The 23,939-nt window shown below is 73.1% G+C and carries 22 protein-coding genes; 11 read left to right on the plus strand and 11 right to left on the minus strand.

Annotation, left to right across the window (positions count from 1 at the left end; translation table 11 throughout):
* Nucleotides 1–8: 8 nt before the first annotated feature.
* Complete coding sequence (ppdK, locus tag IE200_RS10875; protein ID WP_191279503.1) at nt 9–2,696, plus strand: pyruvate, phosphate dikinase; 2,688 nt, start codon at nt 9–11, stop codon at nt 2,694–2,696.
* Here the strand turns inward: ppdK and IE200_RS10880 are convergent, their stop codons facing one another.
* Nucleotides 2,697–3,647, minus strand: a complete 951-nt coding sequence (locus IE200_RS10880) for a co-chaperone YbbN (RefSeq protein WP_191279504.1) — start codon at nt 3,645–3,647, stop codon at nt 2,697–2,699.
* A gap of 59 nt (nt 3,648–3,706) precedes the next feature.
* On the opposite strand from IE200_RS10880, the gene IE200_RS10885 reads away from it, so the two are divergent.
* The 3 genes from IE200_RS10885 (at nt 3,707) to IE200_RS10895 (ending at nt 5,764) form a co-directional block, all read left to right on the plus strand.
* Nucleotides 3,707–4,285 (plus strand): GtrA family protein, encoded by a 579-nt coding sequence (locus IE200_RS10885; RefSeq protein ID WP_191279505.1) that lies wholly within the window; start codon nt 3,707–3,709, stop codon nt 4,283–4,285.
* 81 nt (nt 4,286–4,366) lie between these two features.
* Complete coding sequence (locus IE200_RS10890) at nt 4,367–5,101, plus strand: SDR family oxidoreductase (RefSeq protein ID WP_191279506.1); 735 nt, start codon at nt 4,367–4,369, stop codon at nt 5,099–5,101.
* Between the two features lie 156 nt (nt 5,102–5,257).
* Nucleotides 5,258–5,764 carry a hypothetical protein gene (locus tag IE200_RS10895; protein WP_191279507.1) on the plus strand — a complete coding sequence of 169 codons (507 nt, stop codon included), beginning with the start codon at nt 5,258–5,260 and terminating at the stop codon, nt 5,762–5,764.
* Here IE200_RS10895 and meaB read toward each other — a convergent pair.
* Together meaB and IE200_RS10905 are read right to left on the minus strand one after the other, a co-directional pair.
* Nucleotides 5,747–6,718, minus strand: a complete 972-nt coding sequence (meaB, locus tag IE200_RS10900; RefSeq protein ID WP_191279508.1) for a methylmalonyl Co-A mutase-associated GTPase MeaB — start codon at nt 6,716–6,718, stop codon at nt 5,747–5,749. The two genes, IE200_RS10895 and meaB, sit on opposite strands and share 18 nt — an antisense overlap.
* Nucleotides 6,719–6,761: 43 nt before the next feature.
* The gene (locus tag IE200_RS10905; RefSeq protein ID WP_191279509.1) at nt 6,762–7,946 is read right to left on the minus strand and encodes an acetyl-CoA C-acetyltransferase; all 1,185 of its coding nucleotides are present in this window, start codon (nt 7,944–7,946) and stop codon (nt 6,762–6,764) included.
* 160 nt (nt 7,947–8,106) lie between these two features.
* On the opposite strand from IE200_RS10905, the gene mce reads away from it, so the two are divergent.
* A complete protein-coding gene (gene mce / locus IE200_RS10910) occupies nt 8,107–8,562 on the plus strand; it encodes a methylmalonyl-CoA epimerase (RefSeq protein ID WP_191279510.1) in 456 nt (151 codons plus the stop codon).
* Between the two features lie 3 nt (nt 8,563–8,565).
* Here the strand turns inward: mce and IE200_RS10915 are convergent, their stop codons facing one another.
* From IE200_RS10915 to IE200_RS10935, 5 genes are read right to left on the minus strand one after another with little or no spacing between them, the layout of a single operon-like run.
* A complete protein-coding gene (locus tag IE200_RS10915) occupies nt 8,566–9,360 on the minus strand; it encodes a putative hydro-lyase (RefSeq protein ID WP_191279511.1) in 795 nt (264 codons plus the stop codon).
* The gene (locus IE200_RS10920) at nt 9,357–10,220 is read right to left on the minus strand and encodes a 5-oxoprolinase subunit C family protein (RefSeq protein WP_191279512.1); all 864 of its coding nucleotides are present in this window, start codon (nt 10,218–10,220) and stop codon (nt 9,357–9,359) included. The genes IE200_RS10915 and IE200_RS10920 overlap by 4 nt, the downstream gene beginning before the upstream one ends.
* Nucleotides 10,217–10,846, minus strand: coding sequence for a 5-oxoprolinase subunit B family protein (locus IE200_RS10925; protein WP_229856395.1), 630 nt, complete (start codon nt 10,844–10,846; stop codon nt 10,217–10,219). Before IE200_RS10925 ends, IE200_RS10920 begins: the two co-directional genes overlap by 4 nt.
* Complete coding sequence (locus IE200_RS10930; RefSeq protein WP_191279513.1) at nt 10,843–11,607, minus strand: LamB/YcsF family protein; 765 nt, start codon at nt 11,605–11,607, stop codon at nt 10,843–10,845. The genes IE200_RS10925 and IE200_RS10930 overlap by 4 nt, the downstream gene beginning before the upstream one ends.
* Nucleotides 11,604–12,860, minus strand: a complete 1,257-nt coding sequence (locus IE200_RS10935; RefSeq protein WP_191279514.1) for an NRAMP family divalent metal transporter — start codon at nt 12,858–12,860, stop codon at nt 11,604–11,606. Before IE200_RS10935 ends, IE200_RS10930 begins: the two co-directional genes overlap by 4 nt.
* Nucleotides 12,861–12,931: 71 nt before the next feature.
* Here IE200_RS10935 and IE200_RS10940 point away from each other — a divergent pair, with 71 nt between their 5' ends.
* The 4 genes from IE200_RS10940 (at nt 12,932) to IE200_RS10955 (ending at nt 18,047) form a co-directional block, all read left to right on the plus strand.
* Nucleotides 12,932–13,696 carry a GntR family transcriptional regulator gene (locus tag IE200_RS10940; RefSeq protein WP_191279515.1) on the plus strand — a complete coding sequence of 255 codons (765 nt, stop codon included), beginning with the start codon at nt 12,932–12,934 and terminating at the stop codon, nt 13,694–13,696.
* 149 nt (nt 13,697–13,845) lie between these two features.
* Entirely contained in the window at nt 13,846–15,186 is a 1,341-nt protein-coding gene (gene ccrA / locus IE200_RS10945; RefSeq protein WP_191279516.1) for a crotonyl-CoA carboxylase/reductase, read from the plus strand.
* A gap of 150 nt (nt 15,187–15,336) precedes the next feature.
* Nucleotides 15,337–16,698, plus strand: a complete 1,362-nt coding sequence (locus tag IE200_RS10950; RefSeq protein WP_191279517.1) for a coiled-coil domain-containing protein — start codon at nt 15,337–15,339, stop codon at nt 16,696–16,698.
* Nucleotides 16,699–17,072: 374 nt separating this feature from the next.
* Nucleotides 17,073–18,047, plus strand: coding sequence for an AI-2E family transporter (locus IE200_RS10955; RefSeq protein WP_191279518.1), 975 nt, complete (start codon nt 17,073–17,075; stop codon nt 18,045–18,047).
* On the opposite strand, the gene IE200_RS10960 is transcribed toward IE200_RS10955, so the two are convergent.
* Nucleotides 18,025–19,053 (minus strand): EamA family transporter, encoded by a 1,029-nt coding sequence (locus IE200_RS10960; protein WP_229856396.1) that lies wholly within the window; start codon nt 19,051–19,053, stop codon nt 18,025–18,027. The genes IE200_RS10955 and IE200_RS10960 overlap by 23 nt on opposite strands.
* A 41-nt stretch (nt 19,054–19,094) precedes the next feature.
* On the opposite strand from IE200_RS10960, the gene IE200_RS10965 reads away from it, so the two are divergent.
* A complete protein-coding gene (locus tag IE200_RS10965) occupies nt 19,095–19,631 on the plus strand; it encodes a CGNR zinc finger domain-containing protein (protein ID WP_191279520.1) in 537 nt (178 codons plus the stop codon).
* A gap of 19 nt (nt 19,632–19,650) precedes the next feature.
* Here IE200_RS10965 and IE200_RS10970 read toward each other — a convergent pair whose 3' ends face one another.
* Nucleotides 19,651–20,418: an alpha/beta fold hydrolase gene (locus IE200_RS10970; protein ID WP_191279521.1), complete on the minus strand. Its 768-nt coding sequence runs from the start codon at nt 20,416–20,418 to the stop codon at nt 19,651–19,653.
* 41 nt (nt 20,419–20,459) lie between these two features.
* Nucleotides 20,460–21,221, minus strand: a complete 762-nt coding sequence (locus IE200_RS10975; protein WP_191279522.1) for a hypothetical protein — start codon at nt 21,219–21,221, stop codon at nt 20,460–20,462.
* Nucleotides 21,222–21,455: 234 nt separating this feature from the next.
* On the opposite strand from IE200_RS10975, the gene IE200_RS10980 reads away from it, so the two are divergent.
* The gene (locus tag IE200_RS10980) at nt 21,456–23,897 is read left to right on the plus strand and encodes a helix-turn-helix domain-containing protein (RefSeq protein WP_191279523.1); all 2,442 of its coding nucleotides are present in this window, start codon (nt 21,456–21,458) and stop codon (nt 23,895–23,897) included.
* Nucleotides 23,898–23,939: the final 42 nt, after the last annotated feature.

A 23,939-nucleotide genomic window follows, 5' to 3' on the forward strand; every position in this document is an offset into this window, starting at 1 on the left:
TGCCTGTCATGACCTGGGTCTACGACTTCGCAGAGGGCAGCAAGGACCAGAAGGACCTCCTGGGCGGGAAGGGGGCCAACCTCGCCGAGATGACCAACCTCGGCCTCCCCGTCCCACCGGGGTTCACGATCTCCACCGAGACGTGCCGGGCCTACCTGGCCCTCCAGGAGTCGGGTGAGGGAGGTGAGCCCGAGGGCCTCGCCGATGAGGTGACCGAGCACCTCGCCGCACTCGAGGACGCGATGGGCAAGAAGCTCGGCGACGCCGACGACCCGCTCCTCGTGTCGGTGCGCTCGGGCGCGAAGTTCTCCATGCCGGGGATGATGGAGACCGTCCTCAACGTCGGCCTCAACGACACGTCCGTGGGCGGGCTCGCCGCCCGCAGCGAGTCCGACCGGTTCGCCCAGGACTCCTACCGCCGGTTGCTGCAGATGTTCGGCGGGACCGTGCTGCACGTCGACTCCGAGCTGTTCTCCGACGCCCTCGACAAGGTCAAGCAGGACAAGGGCACCGACAACGACCTCGACCTCGACGCCGACGACCTGCGCGGGGTCGTGGAGTCGTTCAAGGCGATCATCCGCGAGCAGACCGGTCGCGACTTCCCGCAGGACCCGCGCGAGCAGCTCGACCTCGCGATCCACGCGGTCTTCGAGTCCTGGAACACCGACCGGGCCCGGCTCTACCGCCGCCAGGAGCGCATCCCCGAGGACCTCGGCACCGCGGTCAACGTGCAGGCGATGGTCTTCGGCAACTTCGGCATGGACTCCGGCTCAGGGGTGGCCTTCACCCGCGACCCCGCCAGCGGCGCGCAGGGCCAGTACGGCGACTACCTCCAGAACGCCCAGGGCGAGGACGTCGTCGCCGGCATCCGCAACACCGTGTCGCTGGCGGAGATGGCGGAGGTCGACCGGAAGTCCCACGACGACCTGATGACGATCATGACGCGGCTCGAGCGCCACTACCGCGACATGTGCGACATCGAGTTCACCGTCGAGCGCGGCAAGCTGTGGATGCTGCAGACCCGCGTCGGCAAGCGCACGCCCGAGGCCGCCTTCCGGATCGCCGTGCACATGGTCGACGAGGGCATGATCCAGATGGACGAGGCGGTCCTGCGGGTCACCGGCGACCAGCTCGCCCAGCTGATGTTCCCCCGCTTCGACGAGACCTCCGAGCGGACGCTGCTCGCGACCGGCATGAACGCCTCGCCGGGCGCCGCGGTCGGGAAGGCCGTCTTCGACTCCGACACGGCCGTGGAGTGGGCCGAGCGCGGCGAGGACGTCATCCTCGTGCGCAAGGAGACCAACCCCGACGACCTGCGCGGCATGGTCGCCGCCCGCGGCATCCTCACCAGCCGCGGCGGCAAGACCTCCCACGCCGCCGTCGTGGCCCGCGGGATGGGTCGTACGTGCGTGTGCGGCGCCGAGTCGCTCGACGTCGACGCGAAGGCCCGGGAGTTCCGCGTCCGCGACGGCGAGACCGTGCGCGAGGGCGACGTGATCTCGATCGACGGCACCACCGGCGAGGTCTTCGCGGGCGCCGTGCCGGTCTCGGACTCCGTGGTGGTGCGCCACTTCGAGGGCGAGAAGCTCGACGACGACCTCGCCGCGGCCGTGTCGCGGATCATGGCCCACGCCGACGGTGCCCGACGCCTACGGGTCCGCACCAACGCCGACACCCCCGAGGACGCGGCGCGGGCCCGTCGCTTCGGTGCGCAGGGCATCGGGCTGTGCCGCACCGAGCACATGTTCCTCGGCGAGCGTCGCGAGCTGGTGGAGAAGCTCATCGTCGCCGAGAGCGAGCAGGGCCAGGACGAGGCGCTCGCCGCGCTGCTGCCCCTCCAGCGCCAGGACTTCACCGAGATCCTCGAGGCGATGGACGGGCTGCCGGTGACGATCCGGCTCCTCGACCCGCCGCTGCACGAGTTCCTCCCCGACCTCACCGACCTGAGCGTTCAGGTGGCCCTCGCCGAGGAGCGCGGGGAGCAGGACGAGCGCGCCGCGACCCTGCTGACCCACGTGCGTCGGCTGCACGAGCAGAACCCGATGCTGGGCCTGCGCGGTGTCCGGCTCGGCATCCAGATCCCGGGCCTCTTCCGCATGCAGGCCCGCGCCATCGCGGAGGCTGCGGCCGACCGGACGGAGGTGCACGGCGCGCCGCGCGCCGAGATCATGGTGCCGCTGGTCGCCAGCGTGCGCGAGCTGCAGATCGTCCGGGCCCAGCTCGAGCAGGAGATCGCCGAGGTGCAGGAGTCACGCGGGGTCAAGCTCGACATCTCGATCGGCACCATGATCGAGCTGCCGCGCGCCGCGTTCCTCGCCGACCGGATCGCGAAGTCCGCCGACTTCTTCTCCTTCGGCACCAACGACCTGACGCAGATGGCCTGGGGCTTCTCCCGCGACGACGTGGAGTCCGCGTTCTTCTCCCGCTACTTCGAGCACGGCATCTTCGACGTCTCGCCGTTCGAGTCGCTCGACCAGCTCGGCGTCGGCGGCATGGTCGAGATGGGCACCAAGAAGGGTCGCAAGACCCGCTCCGACCTCAAGGTCGGCGTGTGCGGCGAGCACGGGGGCGACCCGTCCTCTGTGCACTTCTTCGACCGCGTCGGGCTCGACTACGTGTCGTGCTCCCCGTTCCGCGTGCCGGTCGCCCGGCTCGAGGCCGGGCGATCGGTGCTGGAGAAGCGCTCCTCGTCCTGATCAGAACAGTGCGGACGCGAGGCTGCGTCGACCCGCCAGCACGCGCGGGTCGTCGTTGCCGACCGCGGCGAACAGCCCGAGAAGGTGGTCCCGGGCCCGCTCGCGGTCCTTGTCGCTCGTGCGGGCGACCAGGTTGACCAGGCGGGTGAAGGCGTCCTCGACGTGCCCGCCGAGCATGTCGAGGTCGGCGACCAGCGTCTGGGCGTCGACGTCGTCGGGGTTCTCGGCAGCCGCCGCACGGGCGGCGTTGAGGTCGACCCCCTGCGTGCGCTGCATGACCTTGGCCATCGCCAGCCCGCCCGCGGCCTCGACGTCGGCCGGGTTGGCGTCGGCGAGCTTCTGGTACTCGGCGACGGCACCCTCGATGTCGCCGGCCGCCAGCGCGTCCTGGGCCGGCGCGTAGCGCGGGTCGACGACCTCCTCCTCGCCGGCGGCGGCCGGGGCGCCGCCCGAGCGCGGCTGGTGCCGGCCCGTGATGCCCTGGGCGGTGAGCTGCTGGCCGACCTGGGTGAGCGCGGTGCGCAGCTCGTCGATCGGCAGCGGGTCCTGCAGCAGCGGCATCGGACGGCCGTCGACGACGGCCACCACCAGGGGGATCGAGGGGATCTGCATCGCCTGCGCGATCTGGGGCGCGGCGTCGATGTCGACCAGGCCGAGCAGGTACCGGCCCTCGTGCTCCTCGACCACGGTCGCGAGGTCGTCGGCGAGCTGCCCGCTCTCCGGCATCCGGGTGCGGGAGTAGAAGACCAGGAGGACAGGCGCCGTCATCGACTGCTCGAGCAGGCCCTGGAAGCCCTGCTCGTCGACGAGGACGCTGTAGGACGCCCCGCCGGCGCCCGGGGGGCCGGGCTGGGGCGAGGGACGGCCGGTCGGGGCTGACGCCTTCGGGGCGGGCTTGCCGAGACCGGAGAGGTCGATGGCACCTGGACGGCTGAAGGGCTGCTGCGTCATGGGGTCAATCCTAGGGAGACGCGCGATGCGACGGCGTCCGGGTCGGTAGCCTCGCAGGCATGGGATCCCGGGGCACCGCGCTGACGACGCGTCACCGTCGCAACGTGCACCTCCTCCTACGCTTCAGCGCGGTCGGCGCGTCGGGCGTGGTGGTCAACCTGTGCACCCTCGTCCTGCTGCGCCGGCTCGGCCCGCACTTCGACGACGCGGTCGTGGCGATCGGCAGCACCGGCTACAACGTCCGCTGGTACCACGTCTACTCGACCCTCGCGTTCCTCGTGGCGAACCTGTCGAACTTCCAGCTCAACCGCACCTGGACGTTCCGGAGCAGCCGCGCCGCGTCGTGGACCCGCGAGTACTGGCCGTTCCTCGCCGTGGGGCTCGCCGCCCAGGCGGTCGGGCTCGCGCTGCTCACCCTGCTCATGCACCCCGACTCCCCCGTCAGCCTGCCGACCGACGTCCTCGACGACACCTCGGGCCTGCGCAACCGGCTGTACTGGTCGCAGCTGGTCGTGATCGCCCTCGTCACGCCGATGTCGTTCGTCCTCAACAAGCTGTGGACCTTCGCCGCCGTACGGACCGCGCGGCTCGAGGCTGCCGCCGCGGAGGCCGAGGCGGGGGCGCACCACGGGCAGTGAGACCGGGTGCTCCTCACCTGTCACCCACCCACTCGGGCGTGGTAGAAAGTGCGGCGAGCTCGACGAGAGGGACGCCAGGGCATGACGACATCGGGGTCGTACGACTTCACGGGCTACCAGGTCCTGGTGATCGGTGGCACCCGCGGCGAGGGCCACACCATCGCCTCGTCGTTCGCTGCCTGCGGCGCCTCCGTGACGGTGACCGGCACGATGATGCTGCGCTCGCTCTACGACAACGACCTGTCCGCCTTCGACTACGAGTCGGTCAACCTCGCGCGCCAGGAGTCGATCGACCACCTGGTGGGGACGGTCACCCACATCGACGTGCTGGTGCTCGCGGCCTCCTGCACCCTTCCCTACGGCATGCCGCCCGGCGAGCAGGCCTTCGTCGCGGAGGCCGCCCGCTCCGGGCTGCTGGGCCCGACCTTCCTGACCACCCGGTTGCGGCTCAAGCTCGGCCAGAGCCCGGCCCTCGGCGGCGGCTGCGTGGTCAACACCGGGGCCGTGACGTCGTGGCTGCAGCTGGCGACCTCCCCCGAGGCGGCCCAGCGCGAGCTCGTCGAGGCCACCGCGCGCGCCGGGGCCAACTGGGCCGGACTCGGCGTCCGCGTCAACTCGGTGCTCCACGCGCCCCGGACCGTGCTGCCGCGCCAGTACGCCCCCGGCTCCGCCCCTGCCGGCGGCAGCCGGGCTGCGGGCGGCACGCTGGTGCGCACCCACCAGCCGCGCGTCGCGGACGCCGTCGCCGACGCCACGCTGTTCCTGGCGAGCAGCGCTGCCGCGCGCATCACCGGGCAGACGCTGCGCATCGGCTGAGGCCCGCGAGAGGACTCGACGGGAGAGTTCTGCGAAATGCCGTGCAGAACGTTCGAGCCCGGTTACATTTCCCCACGCGGAAGCAACAACAGACCCACAGGGTCTCGCCACCGTCTCGGGTCGGTCGCTCCCTCGTCGCCAGGAAGGACTCACCCCATGACTGCCGAAACCATCTACCTGCCCTCCACCCGGAGCGGCTCCTCGTGGACCGGACGCGCCTCGCGGATGCGACGTGAGCAGCTGCTGGGGCGCGCGCCGGCCGCGGACTCGCCCGTCCACCACCTGTGGGAGTCCCTCGTCGACGTGCTCGGGGCGATCGAGGGTCCGTCGACGGCGGTCCTGGCGACCGCGGGCGGCGACCCGGTGGCGGTGCACGGCCTCGCCGGGTCCGAGGTGGCACGCGTCGCCCGGCAGAGCCGGGCGGCCTTCGGCATGCGCACCCCGACCAGACCCGACGGCGCGTCCACCGAGCCGGCCCCGGTGGAGACCGTGGAGCTCACGGCGGGCCTGCGCCACACCGTCATCGCGTCAGTGCCCACCGGCACGGGCGGGGGCCACCTGCTCTCGGTGACCGCGCAGGGCGTGAGCATCCAGGTGCTGGAGGCGTGGACGCGCCGGCTCGCGGAGGACATCCGCGCGGCGCTCTCAGTCGCCGCCCGGTAGCCCCTCGAGCAGCTCGTCGGCGGCGGCGTACGGATCCAGGTCCCCGGTCGCCACCCGCGCGGCGAGCGCGTCCAGGTCGGCGCCGGACCCGGCGCTGCCCCAGCGGGCCCGCAGGGCGGCGAGCGCCACCGCCTCGACCTCGCCGCGCGCCCGAAGCGTACGCCGGCGCGCGAGCTCGCCCGACTCCGCCAGCCAGGCGGCGTGCCGGTCGAGCTCCTCGAGCAGCCGGTCGATCCCCTCCCCCGTGCTCGCGACGGTCTGCAGCACCGGCGGACGCCACGCGTCGTCACGACGCTCCGCCATGCCGAGCATCGTGCGCAGCTCGCGCCGGGTCCGGTCCGCGCCCTCGCGATCGGACTTGTTGACGGCGTAGACGTCCCCGATCTCGAGGATCCCGGCCTTGGCGGCCTGGATGCCGTCGCCCATCCCGGGCGCCAGGAGCACCAGGGTGGTGTCGGCGAGCCCTGCGACCTCGACCTCGCTCTGACCGACCCCGACGGTCTCGACGATCACCACGTCGCAGCCGGCCGCGTCCAGCACGCGCACCGCGTGCGGCGTCGACCAGGCCAGGCCGCCGAGGTGCCCGCGCGCGCCCATCGACCGGATGAAGACCTCGCGGTCGAGGGCGTGGTCGCCCATGCGCACGCGGTCGCCGAGCAGCGCGCCGCCCGAGAACGGCGAGGAGGGGTCGATGGCCAGCACCCCGACGCGCTTGCCGGCCCGGCGCATGGCCGTCACCAGGGCGCTCGTCGAGGTGGACTTGCCGACCCCTGGCGCGCCGGTGATCCCCAGCACGTGCGCGCGGCCGGCGGTGCCGCGCAGGGCGGACATCACCTCGCGCAGGAGCGGTGAGGCGTCCTCCACGAGCGTGATGAGCCGCGCCACCGCGGCCGGGTCGCCCTCACGAGCGCGCGCGACGAGGTCGGGGACCGCCTGGGCACCCCGCCTCGTCACACCACCCGTCACGCCACCCGTCACGCCACCCGTCACGCCTGGGTCACGCAGAGGGGACGCGGATGATGAGGGCGTCGCCCTGCCCGCCGCCACCGCACAGGGCGGCTGCGCCGATCCCGCCGCCGCGACGCTTGAGCTCGAGGGCGAGGTGCAGCACGATGCGGGCCCCGGACATGCCGACCGGGTGGCCGAGGGCGATGGCGCCGCCGTTGACGTTGACCTTGTCCTGGTCGACGCCGAGCTGGCGGGCGGACTCGATGCCGACTGCGGCGAACGCCTCGTTGAGCTCGAAGAGGTCGATGTCGGAGACTGCGATGCCCTCCTTCTCGGCCGCCTTGGTGATCGCGTTGGCCGGCTGCAGCTGCAGCGATGAGTCGGGGCCGGCCACCTGGCCGGACGCGCCGATCTCGGCGATCCAGGTGAGGCCGAGCTCCTCGGCCCTGGCCTTGCTCATCACGACCACGGCGCAGGCGCCGTCGGAGATCTGCGAGGCGGAGCCGGCGGTGATGCTGCCGTCCTTGGCCACGGGCCGCAGGCCGGCGAGCGACTCGGTCGTGGTGTCGCCGCGCACGCCCTCGTCCTCGGCCACGGTGACGTCGCCCTTGCGCGACGAGACGGTGACCGGGACGACCTCGTCGTCGAAGAGGCCGTTCTTCCAGGCGAGCGCCGCGCGCTGGTGCGACTGCGCGGCGAAGGCGTCCTGCTCCTCGCGCGTGAGGTTGGCGCCCGCGGCGTTGCAGCCGTCGGTCAGGTTGATCATCGCCTGGTGGGTGAACTGGTCGTACAGCGCGTCGTAGGCCATCGAGTCGACGAGCGCGGTGTCGCCGTACTTGAAGCCCTCGCGGCTCTTCGGCAGCAGGTGCGGGGCCTGGGTCATCGACTCCATGCCGCCGGCGACCACGACCTCGTGCTCACCGGCACGGATCAGCTGGTCGGCCATCGCGATCGCGTTGATGCCCGAGAGGCAGACCTTGTTGATCGTGATGGAGGGGACGTTCATCGGGATGCCGGCCTTGACGGCGGCCTGGCGGGCGGTGATCTGCCCGGCGCCGGCCTGGATGACCTGACCCATGATCACGTAGTCGACCTGCTCACCGCTCACGCCGGCCTTCTCCAGGGCCCCCTTGATGGCGACCCCGCCGAGGTCGGCGGCCGACTGGTCCTTGAGGCCGCCGAGCAGGCGGCCGATCGGGGTGCGAGCCCCTGCGACGATGACGGATCCGGACATGGGATTTCCTCCAGGCGTTGCGAGTCAGGGCGGCAGGTGCCGACACTTCGGACGATACCCACCGCTCCCGCGCCTCCGGGAGGGGGTTAGCGGGCATTCACCGTGAGGCACACGTCACACCTCCTCGCGGGCCCGCCGCCCCGGAGTGCACGATGTGCCCATGAGCGCCTCCGACCTCCCCGACGACGTCCGCCACCTGTTCACGGCCATCGACCACGTCGGCATCGCCGTGCCCGACCTCGACGCGGCGATGGCGTTCTACCGCGACGCCTACGGCATGCAGGTGCTGCACGAGGAGGTCAACGAGGAGCAGGGCGTACGGGAGGCGATGGTCGGGGTGGGCGACTCCGGCTCCTGCATCCAGCTCCTGGCCCCGCTCACCCCGGAGTCCACCATCGCGAAGTTCCTCGACCGCAGCGGCCCGGGGATCCAGCAGCTCGCCTTCCGCGTCGACGACGTGGAGCACGTCGCCGACGTCCTGCGCCGGCGCGGGCTGCGCCTGCTCTACGACGCGCCGAAGCGGGGCACCTCCGACAGCCGGGTGAACTTCATCCACCCCAAGGACGCGGGCGGCGTGCTGGTCGAGCTCGTCGAGCCCTCCTCCACGGCGCACTGAGCCTCACGGCACGAGGTAGTCGCCGTCGCGCGCGTCGGTGACGAGCATGTGACCCGGTGCGTGGGCGATCGCCAGCGGCGGCCGCGACTCCATCACTGCCGCCTGCGGGGTCACCCCACAGGCCCAGAACACCGGCACCTCCCCGTCGCGCACCTCGACGGGGTCGCCGAAGTCGGGGCGGGAGAGGTCGGCGATGCCCAGCGCCGCGGGGTCGCCCACGTGGACCGGCGCCCCGTGCACGGCCGGGTAGCGCGAGGTGATGCGTACGGCGTCGGCGACCTGGGCGGCCGGCACCGGCCTCATCGACACCACGAGGGGACCGGAGATCGTGCCGGCCGGCCGGCAGCGCCGGTCGGTGACGTACATCGGGACGTTGACACCCTGCTCCACGTGCCGCACCGGCACCCCGCCCTCGACCAGGGCCGACTCAAAGGTGAAGCTGCAGCCGACGAGGAAGGACACGAGGTCCTCGCGCCACCAGCCCGAGACGTCGGTCGTCTCCTCGGCGAGCTCGCCGTCGACGTAGACGCGGTAGGCAGGGAGGTCGGTGCGTACGTCGCCGTCGAGCAGCGGCTCCGACACCTCACCCGCCTCGAGTACGTCGAGCACCGGGCACGGCTTGGGGTTGCGCTGCGCGAAGACCAGGAAGTCGAGGGCCAGCTCGCGCGGAAGCACCATCAGGTTGGCCTGGGTCCACCCGCGGCTCCAGCCGGCCGTCGGGGTCACCAGCCCCTCGCGGAAGAGCTGCCGGGCCGCGCGGGGCGCGAGCTCGGCACGGTCGGGAGCGTGATCGGTCATGGGACCTCCACCCATCGGAAGCGCACGGGGTCCCCCGGGCGCAGCTGTGCGGCACGGTCGACGTCGGCGTCGACGACGACCGCCACCACCGGATAGCCGCCGGTGACCGGGTGGTCGGCGAGGAACAGCACCGGCTCCCCGCTGGGCGGCACCTGCACGGCCCCACGCCAGGCTCCCTCGCTGGGCAGCTGCTGGTCGCGGGCCGGCCGCAGCGCGGCGCCCCCCAGACGCATGCCGACCCGGTTGCTCCGCTCGGTCACCGACCACGTGGTCGCCACGAGCGCCTCGACGTCGTCGACCCAGGAGTCGCGGGGGCCGCGCACCGCGCGCAGCACCACCTCGGCCGCGAGGTCGGGGGCGGCGACCGAGTCCACCGCGGGGAACCGCTTCCCGGGTCCGCCGACCGGCAGCACGTCGCCGGCCGCGAGCGGCGCCGGACCGACCCCGGACAGGACGTCGCTGGCGCGGGACCCGAGCACCTCCTCGACCGTCACCCCACCCCGGACACCGAGGTAGGACCGCAGGCCGGCGGCCGGCCGGCCGAGCACCACGCGGGCCCCCGGCTCGGCGTAGAAGACCACGTGCGAGCCGACGTCGCGACCGTCGACCCGCACCGGGCAGGGAGCACCGGTCACGCAGCACCACAGACCCTCGTCGAGGACCTCCACCTCCAGCCCACCGAAGGTGACCTCGACGGCCGCGGCGTCGACGGGGTTGGCCAGCGCGCGGTTCACCTGGCACAGCGCCCCGCGGTCGGCGGCGCCGGAGCGGCCGACGCCCACCCCCGACAGACCGCGCCGGCCGAGGTCCTGCACCAGGGCGAGCGGACCGGTCGCGTGCACGCGCAGCGCCCGGGTCACGACGCCACCTGCACGAACCGCACGCGCACGCCCGGGGAGAGCAGGGCGGCGGGGTCGCGCCCGAGGTCCCACAGCGCCGCATCGGTGCGACCGATCAGCTGCCACCCCCCGGGCGACGGGCGCGGGTAGATGCCGGAGTACTCGCCGGCCAGCCCGACGGCGCCCGCGGGCACCCGCGTCCTGGCCTCCGCGCGCCGGGGCACGTGGAGCCGCTCGTCCTCGCCGAGGAGGTAGCCGAAACCGGGGGCGAAGCCGCCGAAGGCCACCCGCCAGGTCTGCCCGGTGTGGGCGGCGACGACCGCCTCGACCGAGAGCCCGGTGAGCTCGGCGACGTCGGCGAGGTCGTCGCCGTCGTAGGTGACGGGGACCTCGACGACCGGGCTGTCGTCCGCGGCCGCGGCCCCCTGCTCCGGGGACACCTCGGCCAGCACCTGCCTGAGGTCTGCGACGGGGACGCCGTCGTCGGCCACCACCAGGACCGTGCGCGCGGCCGGGACGACCTCGCCGACCTCGACGGGTCCGCGGGCGCGCAGGGCCGCGGCGTACGACACGGCCTCTGCGGTGGAGGCCAGCTCGACCAGCACGGCCCGGTCGCCGTACGGCAGCAGCTCGGGTCGGCCCGTCACGCGAACGCCTCCAGCCGCACTCCCTGCGCGGCGAGGGCCTCACGGACGGCGACGGCCATCTCGACGGCGCCGGGGCTGTCGCCGTGGACGCAGACCGAGTCGGCCTCCACCCGCACGGTCGACCCGTCGCTCGCCACGAGGGTGCCCTCGGTGGCCAGGCGCACGACGCGGGTCGCGACCTCGGCGGGGTCCGTCAGCACCGCCCCGGCCTCCCGGCGCGACACGAGTGTCCCCTCGGGCGTGTAGGCCCGGTCGGCGAACGCCTCGCGCACGGTCCGCAACCCGGCCTCCTCCGCAGCGGCCAGGAGGCGCGAGCCCGGCAGGCCGAGCAGGGGCAGCGAGGCGTCGTACGCCTTCACCGCCGCGACCACCGCGCGGGCCTGCTCGTCGTGGTGCACGGTCGCGTTGTAGAGCGCCCCGTGCGGCTTGACGTACGCGACGCGGGTGCCGGCCACGCGGGCGAGCGCCTCGAGCGCACCGATCTGGTAGGTCACCTCGTCGGCCAGCTCCGTGGCGTCGTAGTCGACGAAGCGACGGCCGAACCCGGCGAGGTCGCGGTAGCCGACCTGGGCCCCGACGACCACCCCGTGCCGGGCCGCGGTCTCGCAGCAGCGGCGCAGCGTGGAGGCGTCGCCGGCGTGGAAGCCGCAGGCCACGTTGGCGCTGGTGACGACCTGCAGGACCTGCTCGTCGTCGCCGAGCTCCCACCGGCCGAACGACTCGCCGACGTCGCTGTTGAGGTCGACCCGGGGCGCGCTCACAGGTCACCCAGCAGCAGCAGCGCGTTGTAGCCCAGGTAGAGGGTCAGCAGCCACGCGATGGCACCGACGGCGAGGAGCCATGCCGGGTAGCGGTAGCCGTGGAGCAGGTCGCGGCGGCGCCAGGCGACCCACAGCAGCACGCCGAAGCCGAGCGGGAGGATCAGGCCGTTGAAGGTGCCGGCGAAGATCAGCAGCTGCGTCGGCGCCTGCTCGATGATGAGGTAGACGACCGCGCAGAAGGCGATGAACCCGACCGTGATCAGGCTGCGCGTGCGCTCGGCCGTCGCCGAGGTCGTCACGAAGGACACCGAGGTGTAGGCCGCGCCGATGACCGACGTCAGGGCTGCCGCCCACAGGATCACGCCGAAGACGCGCAGGCCCGCCTCGCCGGCCGCCGCACTGAAGGCGGCGCCCGCGGGCCCGCCGACGGCGTCCTGGGACAGCACCGCACCCCCGGCGACCACGCCGAGGATCGCGAGGAAGAGCAGGATCCGCATGAGCCCGGTCACGAGGATGGACACGACCGAGCTGCGGGTGATGTCACCGACGTGCTGCGGCCCGGTGAGCCCGGAGTCGAGCAGGCGGTGGGCGCCGGCGTAGGTGATGTAGCCGCCGACGGTGCCTCCGATGATCGTCGTGGTGGCGACGAAGTCGAACGTGTCCGGCGCCACGACGCTGACCAGCGCCTCCCCGACCGGCGGGGAGGACGTGACGGCGATCGCGAGGGTCGCCACGATCATGAGCAGGCCCAGCAGCACCACGATCCTGTCTAGCGCGACACCGGCGCGGCGGCTCAGGAAGATCCCCACGGCGATCGCGGCTGACACCGCGCCTCCGATCCGGGGGTCGACGCCCAGCATGGCGTTGGCCCCGAGTCCGGCCCCGGCGATGTTGCCGATGTTGAAGACCACTCCCCCGAGGAAGACGAGACCGGCGAGCAGGAAGCCGAAGCCCGGCACCACGGCGTTGCCGAGCTGGTGGGCCCGCAGGCCGGAGACGCCGATGACGCGCCACACGTTCATCTGCACCGCGATGTCGACGACGATGGAGATGACGATCGCGCACGCGAAGGCTGCGCCCAGGGTGATGGTGAAGTTGGCGGTCTGGGTGATGAACCCCGGGCCGATGGCGCTGGTGGCCATCAGGAAGACGGCCCCCATCACCGCCGTCCGGCTGAAGCCGGACGCCCCGACGGGCTCCGTCCCGGCTGAGTCGCTCCCGGTGGACCTGTCGGCTGGTGTGTGCTGGGTCATACCGGGACGATAAGGATTGTTCAACAATTCTTCAATACCTCTCCTGTTTCCGCTCCGTTACAGTGCGACACATGGGCACCACCGACCCCGCGAGCCCCACGAGGAGCAGCGGGACCTCCCGCGGCGCCGCCCTGGGCAGCGACCTCGACACCGTGCTCGACGGGGTGCTCGCGGCCCGCCGGGCCGAGCGCACGGTCATGAGCACCTCCGCCGACCGGGCGGCCCGCGTGGTCCGCGAGCAGGTCGTCGAGGGTCACCTCCGGTCCGGGACCCGCCTGCCGGAGGAACGCCTCGCCGGCGCCCTCGGCGTCTCGCGCAACACCTTGCGCGAGGCGTTGAGCCAGCTCGTGGCCGAGCGGATCCTGGTGCGCGAGCCCCACCGGGGCGTCGTGGTGGCCACGCCGGAGGTCGAGGACGTCGAGGACGTCTACCGCGTACGGCGGCTCGTCGAGACGGCTGCGCTCGCCCGCGGCAGCCACCACACCCCCGAGCGCGTGGCGGCGGTGGCCGCGGCCGTGACCGAGGGACGCGGGGCGGCCGCTCGCGGCGACTGGGACGGCGTGGCCTCGGCCAACCAGCACTTCCACCGGGCCGTCGTGTCCCTGGCGGGCAGCCCGCGCCTCGACGCCCAGATGGACCTGCTGCTCGCCGAGATGCGGTTGTTCTTCCACCAGATGGGGGCACCGGAGCGGTTCCACCGCCCCTACCTCGACGAGAACGGCGCCATCGCCGACCTCCTCGCTGCGGGCGAGCGCGACCGGTCAGCCGACCGACTCGACACCTACCTCGCGACCGCCCAGGACCAGCTCGTCGCGGCCTTCCGCCAGCGCGCCTGAACCCGGCGACGCCTCCGGTCCGGCCCGGCTGGATCGATCCAACGAGCCGTGGGCGCGGCGTAGGTCACATCCGGGTGACACCGTATCTACCCGTCGGTACCTTTCACGCACCCGAGACCCGACGCCCCCGAAGCACCAGGAGCCAGTCCGTGCAGAACATCCTCGAAGCCATCCAGTCCGGCAGTGCGACCACCGAGGACTTCGCCAGCCTCGAGCTCCCGGAGTCCTACCGCGCGGCCTTCGTCAAGAAGGACGAGGTCGACATGTTCGAGGGCCTCACGACCCGGGAGAAGGACCCGCGCAAGTCGCTCCACGTCGACCAGGTGCCGCTGCCCGAGCTCGGCCCCGGCGAGGCCTTCGTCGCGGTCATGGCCTCCGCCATCAACTACAACACCGTGTGGACCTCCATCTTCGAGCCGGTCTCGACCTTCGGCTTCCTCGAGCGCTACGGCCGCAACAGCGAGCTCACCAAGCGTCACGACCTCCCCTACCACGTGGTGGGGTCCGACCTCTCCGGCGTCGTGCTCAAGACCGGCCCGGGCGTGACCAAGTGGAAGCCGGGCGACCGCGTCGTCGCGCACTGCCTCTCCGTCGAGCTCGAGGGCCCCGACGGCCACAACGACACGATGCTCGACACCGAGCAGCGGATCTGGGGCTTCGAGACCAACTTCGGCGGCCTCGCCGACGTGGCGATGGTCAAGGCCAACCAGCTGATGCCCAAGCCCGAGCACCTCACCTGGGAGGAGGCCGCCTCCCCCGGCCTGGTCAACTGCACCGCCTACCGCCAGCTGGTGAGCAAGAACGGCGGCGACATGAAGCAGGGCGACAACGTCCTCATCTGGGGTGCCTCCGGCGGCCTCGGCGGCTTCGCGACGCAGTACGCCCTCAACGGCGGCGCGACCCCCGTGTGCGTGGTGTCCAACGAGGAGAAGGCCGCCATCGCCCGCAGCATGGGCGCGGAGCTGATCATCAACCGCTCCGAGGAGGGCTACAAGTTCTGGAACGACGAGGGCACGCAGCAGGACCCGAAGGAGTGGAAGCGCTTCGGCGCCCGCATCCGTGAGCTCACCGGCGGCGAGGACATCGACATCGTCTTCGAGCACCCCGGCCGCGAGACCTTCGGCGCCAGCGTCTTCGTCACCCGGAAGGGCGGCACCATCACCACGTGTGCGTCGACCTCGGGCTACATGCACGAGTACGACAACCGCTACCTGTGGATGAACCTCAAGCGGATCATCTCCAGCCACTTCGCCAACTACCGCGAGTCGTGGGAGGCAAACCGCCTCATCGCCAAGGGCAAGATCCACCCCACCCTGTCGAAGACCTACACCCTCGACGAGGTCGGCCAGGCCTCGCTCGACGTCCACCAGAACGCCCACCAGGGCAAGGTCGGCGTCCTGTGCCTGGCCCCCGAGGAGGGCCTCGGCGTCCTCGACCACGAGATGCGGGCCCAGCACGAGACGGCGATCAACCGCTTCCGCGGCGTCTGAGAAGGCGTCTCCACCCGCCTGAGATCTTTCACACCCCGGTTCGCGCGACTCCGACACAGGTCGCCCGCGAGCCGGGGTGTGTTTGTCTCAGGCCATCGGACAGACTGGCACCGACGCAGTCCGTACCGATGTGAGAGTGGGTGCCGCAGCATGGCTTCCGACCAGGGCCTGTCCATCTTCGACGAGCCGGGGTCCGGCGACGGCGCGGCGAGCGCCGACAGCGCCGCCGAGGAGACCCAGGTGCTGCCGGTGACCGGGAAGGACCGGCCGGGCGCCGGTGCCACGGCGGCCGGCGACAGCGAGGCGGCCACCGCCGAGCCGACGAAGAAGCCGACCGACGAGCCTGCGGCCGCGGGCCCGACCGATCCCGAGCGCACGGTGAAGGCGCCGGTCGTCCCGGCCCCGTCCCGCCCGGCCACGATGGCGAGCCCCCCGACCCCTCCGGCGGCGTCCACCGCGTCCGGCACGTCGTCGACCACGTCCCCGACCGTCCCGCCCCGGATCCCGTCCGCTCCTGCGGCAGCGCCCCTGCCGGTCGTGCGCCGCGGCGGCTACGACAAGGCCGCGGTGGACCAGCGCGTCGCTCAGCTGCAGTCCGAGAAGTCGGGCCTGGCGACCAGCCTGGCCAGCAGCGAGCAGCGCGTCATCGAGCTCGAGGCCGAGCTCGAGCGGCTGCGTGCCGAGGCCGCAGAGAACGCCAACCCGACGTACGCCGGGCTGGGCGGCCGCGCGACCTCGATGCTCAAGATGGCCGAGGACGAGGCCACCGACGTACGCAACGCCGCGCGCCGTGAGGCCGACGAGATCCGTACGCAGGCCGAGCGCGACGCCCACAGCATCCGGGCCGACGCGGCCCGCGAGGCCGACGACATGCGCATGGTGCAGCTCAAGGAGCTCGACGAGATGCGAGCCCGCCTGACCGCCGACGCCGAGACCGAGCGCAGCCTGGCCAAGGCCGAGGCCGAGGACCTGCTCGCCGCCGCGCGCCGCGAGTCCGACCAGCTCCGCCTGGCCGCGCAGCAGGAGACCAACGAGATGCGCGTGACCGCGACCCGCGAGGCCGAGCAGGCTCGCGCGGCCGCCGACCGCGAGGTGCAGGAGGCCCGGCGCACGCTCGCGGTCGAGAAGGAGCGCCTGACCCGCGAGGCGGCCGAGCACCACAGCAACGCCACCGCGGAGACGCAGCGCCTCGTCGCCGAGGCCGAGGCACGCGCCACGGCCGCGGAGCAGCGCGCCCGCGAGGCCACCACGCAGGCCAACACCCACCGCCAGCAGGCGCAGTCGGAGTCGGAGGGACTGCTGGCCCGGGCACGTCGCGAGGCGGAGCAGATCGTGGCCTCGGCCCGCACCCAGGCCGACTCCATCGGCGCGACCCGCGTCGCCGAGGCGGAGCGCGAGCTGGCCAACATCCAGGCCGAGGTCGACCGCGCCGCCAAGCGGCGTGACGCCATCACCGCCCAGCTCGGGGCGCTGCGCGACGTCGTCGCCGGCTTCGACGAGGACGAGTCCTGAGCTGGCGCGACCGGCTCGGCGGGCTGCTGGGCTCGGGTGACGCCGGCTCCGGTGACACCCGCAGCGACGGCGGCCGGGACGCCACGACGGCCCTGCGCGAGGCCGCCGACGACCCGACCGCACTCCCCCAGGCGCTGGAGGAGGTCGTCGAGCAGGTCAACGACGACGCCGACCGCGCCGAGGCCGCGGCCGGCGCGGCGGAGGAGTCGGCCCGCTCGGCCGCCCACATCGCCGAGCGCATCGACGACGCCACCGACCTCGTCGTCGACGAGGCCACCCCGGCGCCCTACGCTCCGACCGAGCCCGCGCCGGCACCCCTGCTGCTGCGCCACTCCCCCTTCAACATCGGGTTCTTCGGCGCCTTCGGCGCCCTGGTGGCGATCTTCCTGAGCCAGCAGCTGCTCAGCATCTCCTCGGTGCTGGTGCTGCTGGTGATGTCGATGTTCCTGGCGATCGGCCTCAACCCCGTCGTCGAGTTCTTCATGCGTCGCGGCATCCGGCGGGGCCTCGCAGTGCTCGTCGTGCTGGTCGTCGTGATCGGCGTGCTGGCGCTGTTCGTCGTGGCCATCGCGCCGGTGATCAGCGAGCAGATCGCGGCCATCACGCGCAACGCGCCCGGATGGCTCGACGACCTGCAGTCCAACGCCCGGGTGCAGCGGCTCGACGAGAAGTACGACCTGATCGCCAAGGCGCGCGACTACATCGAGAACGGCGACTTCGGCGAGCGGCTCTTCGGTGGTGCGCTCGGCGTGGGCCTGCGGGTGCTCTCCGCGCTGGCCAACAGCCTGATCGTGATCGTGCTGATGATCTACTTCCTCGCGTCCCTGCCGAGCATCAAGCACGCCGGCTACTCCCTCGCCCCGGCCTCGAAGCGGCCGCGGGTCAGCGAGCTCGGCGACAAGATCATCCGTTCGACCGGTGCCTACGTCGCCGGGGCGTTCCTCGTCGCGCTGTGCGCCGGCCTCAGCACGCTCATCTTCTCGTTCGTGGTCGGGCTGGGCGACTACGCCTTCGCGCTGGCCTTCGTCGTCGGCCTCTTCTCGCTCATCCCGGTCGTCGGCGCCTTCGTCTCGGGCGCCCTCATGACCCTCCTGGCCCTGACGGTCTCCCCGACCGTCGCGCTGGTCGCGCTGGTCTACTACGTCGCCTACCAGCAGGTGGAGTCCTACCTCATCTACCCGCGCATCATGAAGAAGTCGGTCGACATCCCCGGGTCGGTGACCGTGGTGGCCGCGCTCGTGGGCGGATCACTCCTGGGCATCATCGGCGCGCTCCTCGCCGTCCCGGTGGCCGCCGCCCTGCTGCTGCTGCACCGCGAGGTCTTCCTCAAGCGCCAGGACGCGCGCTGAGCGACTCCGCACCACCCTCGGACGCAGGCACAGGCACAGGGACGGGGTCGGGCTCGGGGAGCGGCTCCACGAGCAGCGGCGCACGCCCCTCGCCCAGCTTGACGACGACGACCCCGGCGAGCACGAGCAGGCCGCCGGCGAGCTGGACCGGGCGGGGCAGCTCACCGAGCAGCGCCCACGTCCACAGCACGGCTGCCAGCACCTCGCCGAGGGCGACGAAGGACGCGAGGCGGCTGCCGAGGCGCCGACCCGCCGCGATGCCCGTGACATAGGCCAGCGCCGCCGTGACGAGGCCCAGCGCCACCACCGCGACCCACCACGGCACGGTGAACCCGTCGTACACGGCGTCGTCGGTGGAGTGGTCGAAGGGCAGCAGCCCGGTGCCGCCCGCCACCAGCAGGACGACCGCCCCCACCACCAGCCCGCCGGCGGCGAGGCTGATGCCCGGGAGGCCGTTGCTCTCGTCGGCCGAGATCACGAAGTAGGTCGCGGCGCCCACCATCGCCCCGAGCGCCCACAGCACGCCAGCCGTGCTCAGCTCGGCGCCCGAGACCACGTCGAGGACGAGGGCGAGACCGCCGAGGGCGAGCAGCCCACCGAGCACCGTGAGCCCTGAGGGCCGGTGGCCGTGGCGCAGCCAGAGCCAGACGACGACGGCCACCGGGGCGGTGTACTCGAGCAGCAGCGCGACGCTGACCTGCATGTAGGTGACGGCGTAGAAGTAGCAGAGCTGGGCGCCCGCCACCGCCGCGATGCCGTAGACGGTGACCAGGCCGGCGTTGTCGCGCAGCAGGTGCCAGCGACCGCGCAGCGCCAGTGCGCCGGGCACCACCAGGACCACGGCCGCGATCAGGACCCGTACGGTCACCGCGGCGCCCGCGCTCCAGCCGGTGTCGAGCAGTCCGCGTGCCAGGGCCCCGGACAGACCGAACGACGCGGCCGACGCCAGCGCGAGCGTCAGGCCGGCAGCCGTGCGGGAGGAACCGGCGTCATGGGTCAAAGCCATCACGGTCATGACCGTAGGCCGCGCTGTTGTAATGTGTCAACGTGCTTTTCACGGATGACACCGACGCGGCACTCCAGGCTGCGGTCGCCCTCGTCAACTCGACCGACGAGCCGGGCGACCCGCTGGGGTCGGTCGCGGACCTGTCCGCCTTCCTCGCGTCGTGGTCCTACACCGGGCGCCACGACGCCACGGCTGAGGAGCTCGATGCCGTACGCCGGTTGCGGCCGTCGCTCAAGGCACTCCTGCTGGCCGATCGCGACGAGGCCGCCGCGCTCGTCAACACGATGCTGGCGCGGGCGAAGGCGCTCCCCCAGCTCCAGCGCCACGACCAGTGGGACTGGCACCTGCACGCCGTGGACCCCGACCGTCCGCTCGACGAGCGCGTGGTGGTGGAGACGGCGATGGCGATGGTCGACGTGATCCGGGCCGACGAGATGTCGCGGCTCGACCGCTGCGCGGCCGACGACTGCGACGACGTGGTGCTCGACCTGTCCCGCAACCGGTCGCGGCGCTACTGCTCGACCACCTGCGGCAACCGGGAGGCGGTCGCCGCCTACCGCGCCCGGCAGCGGGGCTGAGCCGCCGTCCCCGGTCGCCTCAGGCGAGGAAGCGTCGCAGCACCTCGAGGAAGACCTCCGGCTGCTCGGAGTGCACCCAGTGGCCGGCGTCCTTGACGAGCACCCGCCGGTTGCGCGGGAAGCGACGATCCATCTCGACCGCGCGCTCGTCGGAGATGTAGTCCGAGCGCGCGCCGCCGATCCACAGCACCGGGCCGTCGTAGGACGCGTCGCCGAGCTCGTCGCCGGGCCAGCCGACGAGCTCGTCCATGTGCTCGGCGAGCAGGTCGAGGTTGAGCTGCCAGTGCCAGCCGTCGTCGGTACGGCGCAGGTTCTGCAGCAGGAAGCTGCGCACCGTCGGGCTCGGCACGACCTCGCGCAGCGCCTCGTCCGCCTGGTCGCGCCGCTCCAGGGAGCCGAGGTCGAGGGCCCGCATGGTCTCGATGTAGCCGACGAACTCGCGCCCGCTCTCGTACCTCACCGGGGCGACGTCGACGACGGCCAGCCGCTCGACGAGGTGCGGATGGCGCAGGGCCAGGCACATCGCGATCTTGCCGCCCATGGAGTGGCCGACGAGGGCGACGGGCTCCTCGCCGAGCTCGGCGGCGACGAGGTCCGCCAGCTCGAGGTAGTCGAAGCGCTGCGTCCACGGCGACCGGCCGTGGTTGGGCATGTCGAGCAGCAGCACGCGGTGGTCGGCGCTGAGCGCCTTGGCCGCCTGGGTCCAGTTCTTGCCCTGGCCGAAGAGGCCGTGGCAGAAGACGACGCGCTGCCCGGACTCGCCGAGCTCGGTGCGGTGCAGGCTCACGGCACCATCCTCCCGCAGCCGGCCGGACCCGCGCAGGCGGGTCAGAAGTCGAAGCCGTCGAACAGGTCGCCGATGCCGTCGCCGATGCCGCCGAGGACGTCCCCGATGCCCTCGCCGATCGCGCCGATGCCCTCACCGAGCCCGTCGAAGCCGCCGCCGAAGAGCATGCCCATGAACATCCAGTCCATCGGCGAGAAGGTGCCGAAGTAGCCCTGGGCGTAGGGCTGGTAGGCGCGACCACCCTGCCAGTAGGGCACCCGGCGCGAGCCGACCATGACCTTGCGGATGTCGGGCTCGGCACCGGCCCGTACGCGCTCCACGTCGAGGGCGCAGGCGGGCACGTCGCGCGACGTCCCGCCCGGCGGCGTCCACGGCACGTCGGCGACGGAGAGGCCGTGCCGGGGGTCGAAGAAGCACGGCGGACGGCGCTGCGGGAGCGGCTCGCCCGCCACCCGCGCGCGCACGCACGCCATCGCGTAGCGACCGTCCTCGAGGATCTCGGTCACGTGCCTGACGTCCTCGGCACGGGTGAGCGCGGCGGCAGCGGTCTTGGCCGACTCGTAGGAGTCGAGCGCGCGCTGGTAGTCGGCGTTCGCACCGGGGTCGAGCGGGTGCCCGGCCAGCTCGATGTCGAGGTCCTGCAGCTCGACGCCGAGGGCGGTGACGTCCTCCTCGGCCAGCTTCTTCACCGGCGCGACCTCGGCCTCGACACGCGCGAGCTCGCGCTTCTTGCCGGACCTCCCGGCAGCCACCGCGACCGCCGTCAGCCCGCCGAGGACGACCAGCACGAGGACGAGTTCCATGACCTCAGGATACGCAGCGGCGGCAAGGACGCCGGCGCCCGCGACCTGCAGGAGCAGGCCGCCCATCGACCCCCGACGATGTGCGACCTGCTCCGACATGAGGCCGGTCGGCTGCGGGACCATCCCCTCGTGCAGTCCCGTCGCCCCGGCGTGGCAGAAGCATCCCGCGGGGGCGTGCTGCCCGGCATCCGTAGTCCTACGTATCTCTGGCCCGCGTAGCGATAGGTTCGGTGCGTGCTGTCGCCCTGTCTCGGTCGTGACGAGGTACGTCGCGCGTTGCACGACGCGCTGGCGGAGTCCCGCTGGGTGAGCGTCGTCGGCCCGCCCGGCAGCGGCAAGACCCTGCTGGTGCGCCACCTCGCCGCGGACTCGGCGACGGGACCCGCGGGCGGCCCAGGGGTGGCCTGGGTGGACGCCCGCACCCTCCGTACGCTCGACGAGCTCGTAGTCGCCGCCCTGGAGAGCCTCGGGGCGGAGACCGCGCCCGGCGACTCGCTGGTCGGCGCCCTCGGCCGCGCGGTCGACGGTCGCGACTGCCTGCTCGTCCTCGACGGGCTCGACCTCGACGCCACCGGCGCCGGACCGGTCCTGCAGACCGTGCTGGAGAGCACGAGCGACGCGCGGGTGGTGGTCACGGCACTCACGACGGCCCGGCAGCCGCTGGAGTCGGTCGTACGGGTCGGCCCGCTGCCAGTGCCGGCGCAACGCGCCCCACTGGAGGGGCCGGCGGTCGAGCTGTTCCTGCGCCGCATCCGCGCCGCGGGCGGGCAGCGGGTCGACCTCACCGCGCAGGCGCACGAGGTGCGCCGCCTGCTCGGCGCGACCGGTGGCCTGCCCTTGCTGATCGAGCAGGTCGCGGTGCAGTCCGCGCTGGTCGGCCTCGCCAACGCGATGTCGGCCGTCAGCCTGGACCAGGCCGTCGACTCCGCCCACGCCCTCCTGGACGACGCGAGCGCCACCGCGCTGCGTCGCATCGGGCTGCTCGACTTCAGGGTCGGCCTCGACGTCCTCGCGCGGGTGCTCGACGCGAGCGTCCCCGAGGCGGCCGAGCTCGCCGGCAACCTCGTGCGTCGCAGCCTGCTCGAGGTCGACGGCCAGGGGCAGTTCGACATGCTGTCCCCGATCCGGGGCCGGGCACGCGCACTGGCCCGCCGGTCCGACCACGACGCCGTCGCCGCGGGCCTGCTGGCCTGGGCGCAGGCGCACGCGCCGATGCACGACAACTACGGCGCCGCCGACGCCGCGTGGCTGCGCGACCTGCCCGCGATGCGCCATGCCGTGCTCAGCGCCTGCGCCGACCCCGCGACCCGCGCGGAGGGTTACTCGATCGCCAACCGGATCTTCTCCTCGCTCTACACCTCGATGCGGACCCGCGAGGCGGTCGAGATCCTCGAGGGCGCGCTCGCCAGCGGGGACGGCCCCCCGGAGATCGGCGCCCAGATCGCCCGGCGGGCAGGGATCGCGGCCTCGGAGATGCGCGGGACCTACGAGGGCCTGTGGCTCCTCGCGCGCTCGGACGAGCACGCCTCCGCGGCACCGAACCCCGCCGAGCAGCTGTGCAAGACCGCGTCCATCCGGGCCGAGATGCACCTCGACGCAGGAGACCTGGCGAGCGCCGAGACCGAGGCGGAGCGGGCGATCGACCTCGACCCCGACGGCTCGATCACCCGCCAGGCGACCCGCACGCTGGCCGACGTCTACACCTCGCAGGGCCGGTTCAGCGAGGCTGCCCGGGCCGTCGCAGCGGCGATGCCGGCGCGCACCACCGGCGACGAGCGCTGGATCGACCTGTCGTTGCGCACCCTGCTGGCCCGGATCGCGCTCGAGCAGGGCCGGATCGCCGAGGCGGTCGCGGGCACCCGCGCAGTGGTCCTGGAGGCTCGCGAGCTCGCCGAGGACCGGGTCGGCCTGCTGGCCGAGACGCTCCTGCGGGCCCTGGACCCCACGTGGGAGGCCTCTCCCGTCGTGCGCGAGACCCTGCCGTGGGCCGTACGCCTGCCGGTGCTGGCCCAGGACGGCCGCGACCTGCTGGTGCGCGGGGAGTCGAGGCAGGCGGCCGGCCTGGCCGCCGACGTGGTGGCACTGGCCGACTCCGCCCGGCTCGGCCGCGACGGCGTGGAGGCACGCCTGCTCCTGGGCCGTGCGCTGGTCGACCTCGGCGACCTCGACCAGGCGACCACGACCTACCTCACGGCGCTGGAGGACTGCCGCTCGATGCGCCTCCCGCTCCGCGCCGCCGACGTGCTCGACGGCCTCGCCGCCGTGGCACGCGTACGCGGCCTGCCCGAGGCCCGCTCGCTGGCCGCGGCCGCCCTCGCCCTCCGCGCCCCGCGGATGGCGGTGCGCTGGGGCTACTCGGCCGACTACGACGTCGTCCCGGCCAGCAGGCCGCCGGAGGGGTGCATCGAGGGCGACGAGCTCTCCGCCGACGCGGTCACCCTCGTGACCGCGGTGTTCCAGCGGCCGACGTCGGCCCAGCCGTCGGTCCTCGACGCGCTCACCGCCGCGGAACGGCAGGTGGCGGAGCGGGTGGCGCACGGTCTCACCAGCCGGCAGATCGCCGAGGAGCTGTTCGTCTCCCCCCGCACCGTGGACGCGCACCTCACCCACATCTACCGCAAGCTCGACATCAACACCCGGGCCCGGCTCGCCGCGCTGGTCGTCGACAGCCGCTGAGGCCCACCCGGGAGCGCGCGGTCACGGCGCGATGTCGGTGGG

Origin of the sequence: Nocardioides flavus (ex Wang et al. 2016) (assembly GCF_014653115.1) — a bacterium.
GTDB lineage: Bacteria > Actinomycetota > Actinomycetes > Propionibacteriales > Nocardioidaceae > Nocardioides > Nocardioides flavus.

Bases quoted from the DNA above. Each gene is read 5' to 3' on its own strand.
- IE200_RS10905 (WP_191279509.1), bottom strand. From the start codon at position 7,946: ATGTCCGGATCCGTCATCGTCGCAGGGGCTCGCACCCCGATCGGCCGC.
- IE200_RS10890 (WP_191279506.1), top strand. From the start codon at position 4,367: ATGACGACATCGGGGTCGTACGACTTCACGGGCTACCAGGTCCTGGTG.
- IE200_RS10975 (WP_191279522.1), bottom strand. From the start codon at position 21,221: ATGGAACTCGTCCTCGTGCTGGTCGTCCTCGGCGGGCTGACGGCGGTC.
- IE200_RS10935 (WP_191279514.1), bottom strand. From the start codon at position 12,860: ATGACCCAGCACACACCAGCCGACAGGTCCACCGGGAGCGACTCAGCC.
- IE200_RS10915 (WP_191279511.1), bottom strand. From the start codon at position 9,360: ATGACCGATCACGCTCCCGACCGTGCCGAGCTCGCGCCCCGCGCGGCC.
- IE200_RS10895 (WP_191279507.1), top strand. From the start codon at position 5,258: ATGACTGCCGAAACCATCTACCTGCCCTCCACCCGGAGCGGCTCCTCG.
- IE200_RS10960 (WP_229856396.1), bottom strand. From the start codon at position 19,053: ATGGCTTTGACCCATGACGCCGGTTCCTCCCGCACGGCTGCCGGCCTG.
- IE200_RS10880 (WP_191279504.1), bottom strand. From the start codon at position 3,647: ATGACGCAGCAGCCCTTCAGCCGTCCAGGTGCCATCGACCTCTCCGGT.
- IE200_RS10940 (WP_191279515.1), top strand. From the start codon at position 12,932: ATGGGCACCACCGACCCCGCGAGCCCCACGAGGAGCAGCGGGACCTCC.
- IE200_RS10885 (WP_191279505.1), top strand. From the start codon at position 3,707: ATGGGATCCCGGGGCACCGCGCTGACGACGCGTCACCGTCGCAACGTG.
- IE200_RS10950 (WP_191279517.1), top strand. From the start codon at position 15,337: ATGGCTTCCGACCAGGGCCTGTCCATCTTCGACGAGCCGGGGTCCGGC.
- mce (WP_191279510.1), top strand. From the start codon at position 8,107: ATGAGCGCCTCCGACCTCCCCGACGACGTCCGCCACCTGTTCACGGCC.
- ppdK (WP_191279503.1), top strand. From the start codon at position 9: ATGACCTGGGTCTACGACTTCGCAGAGGGCAGCAAGGACCAGAAGGAC.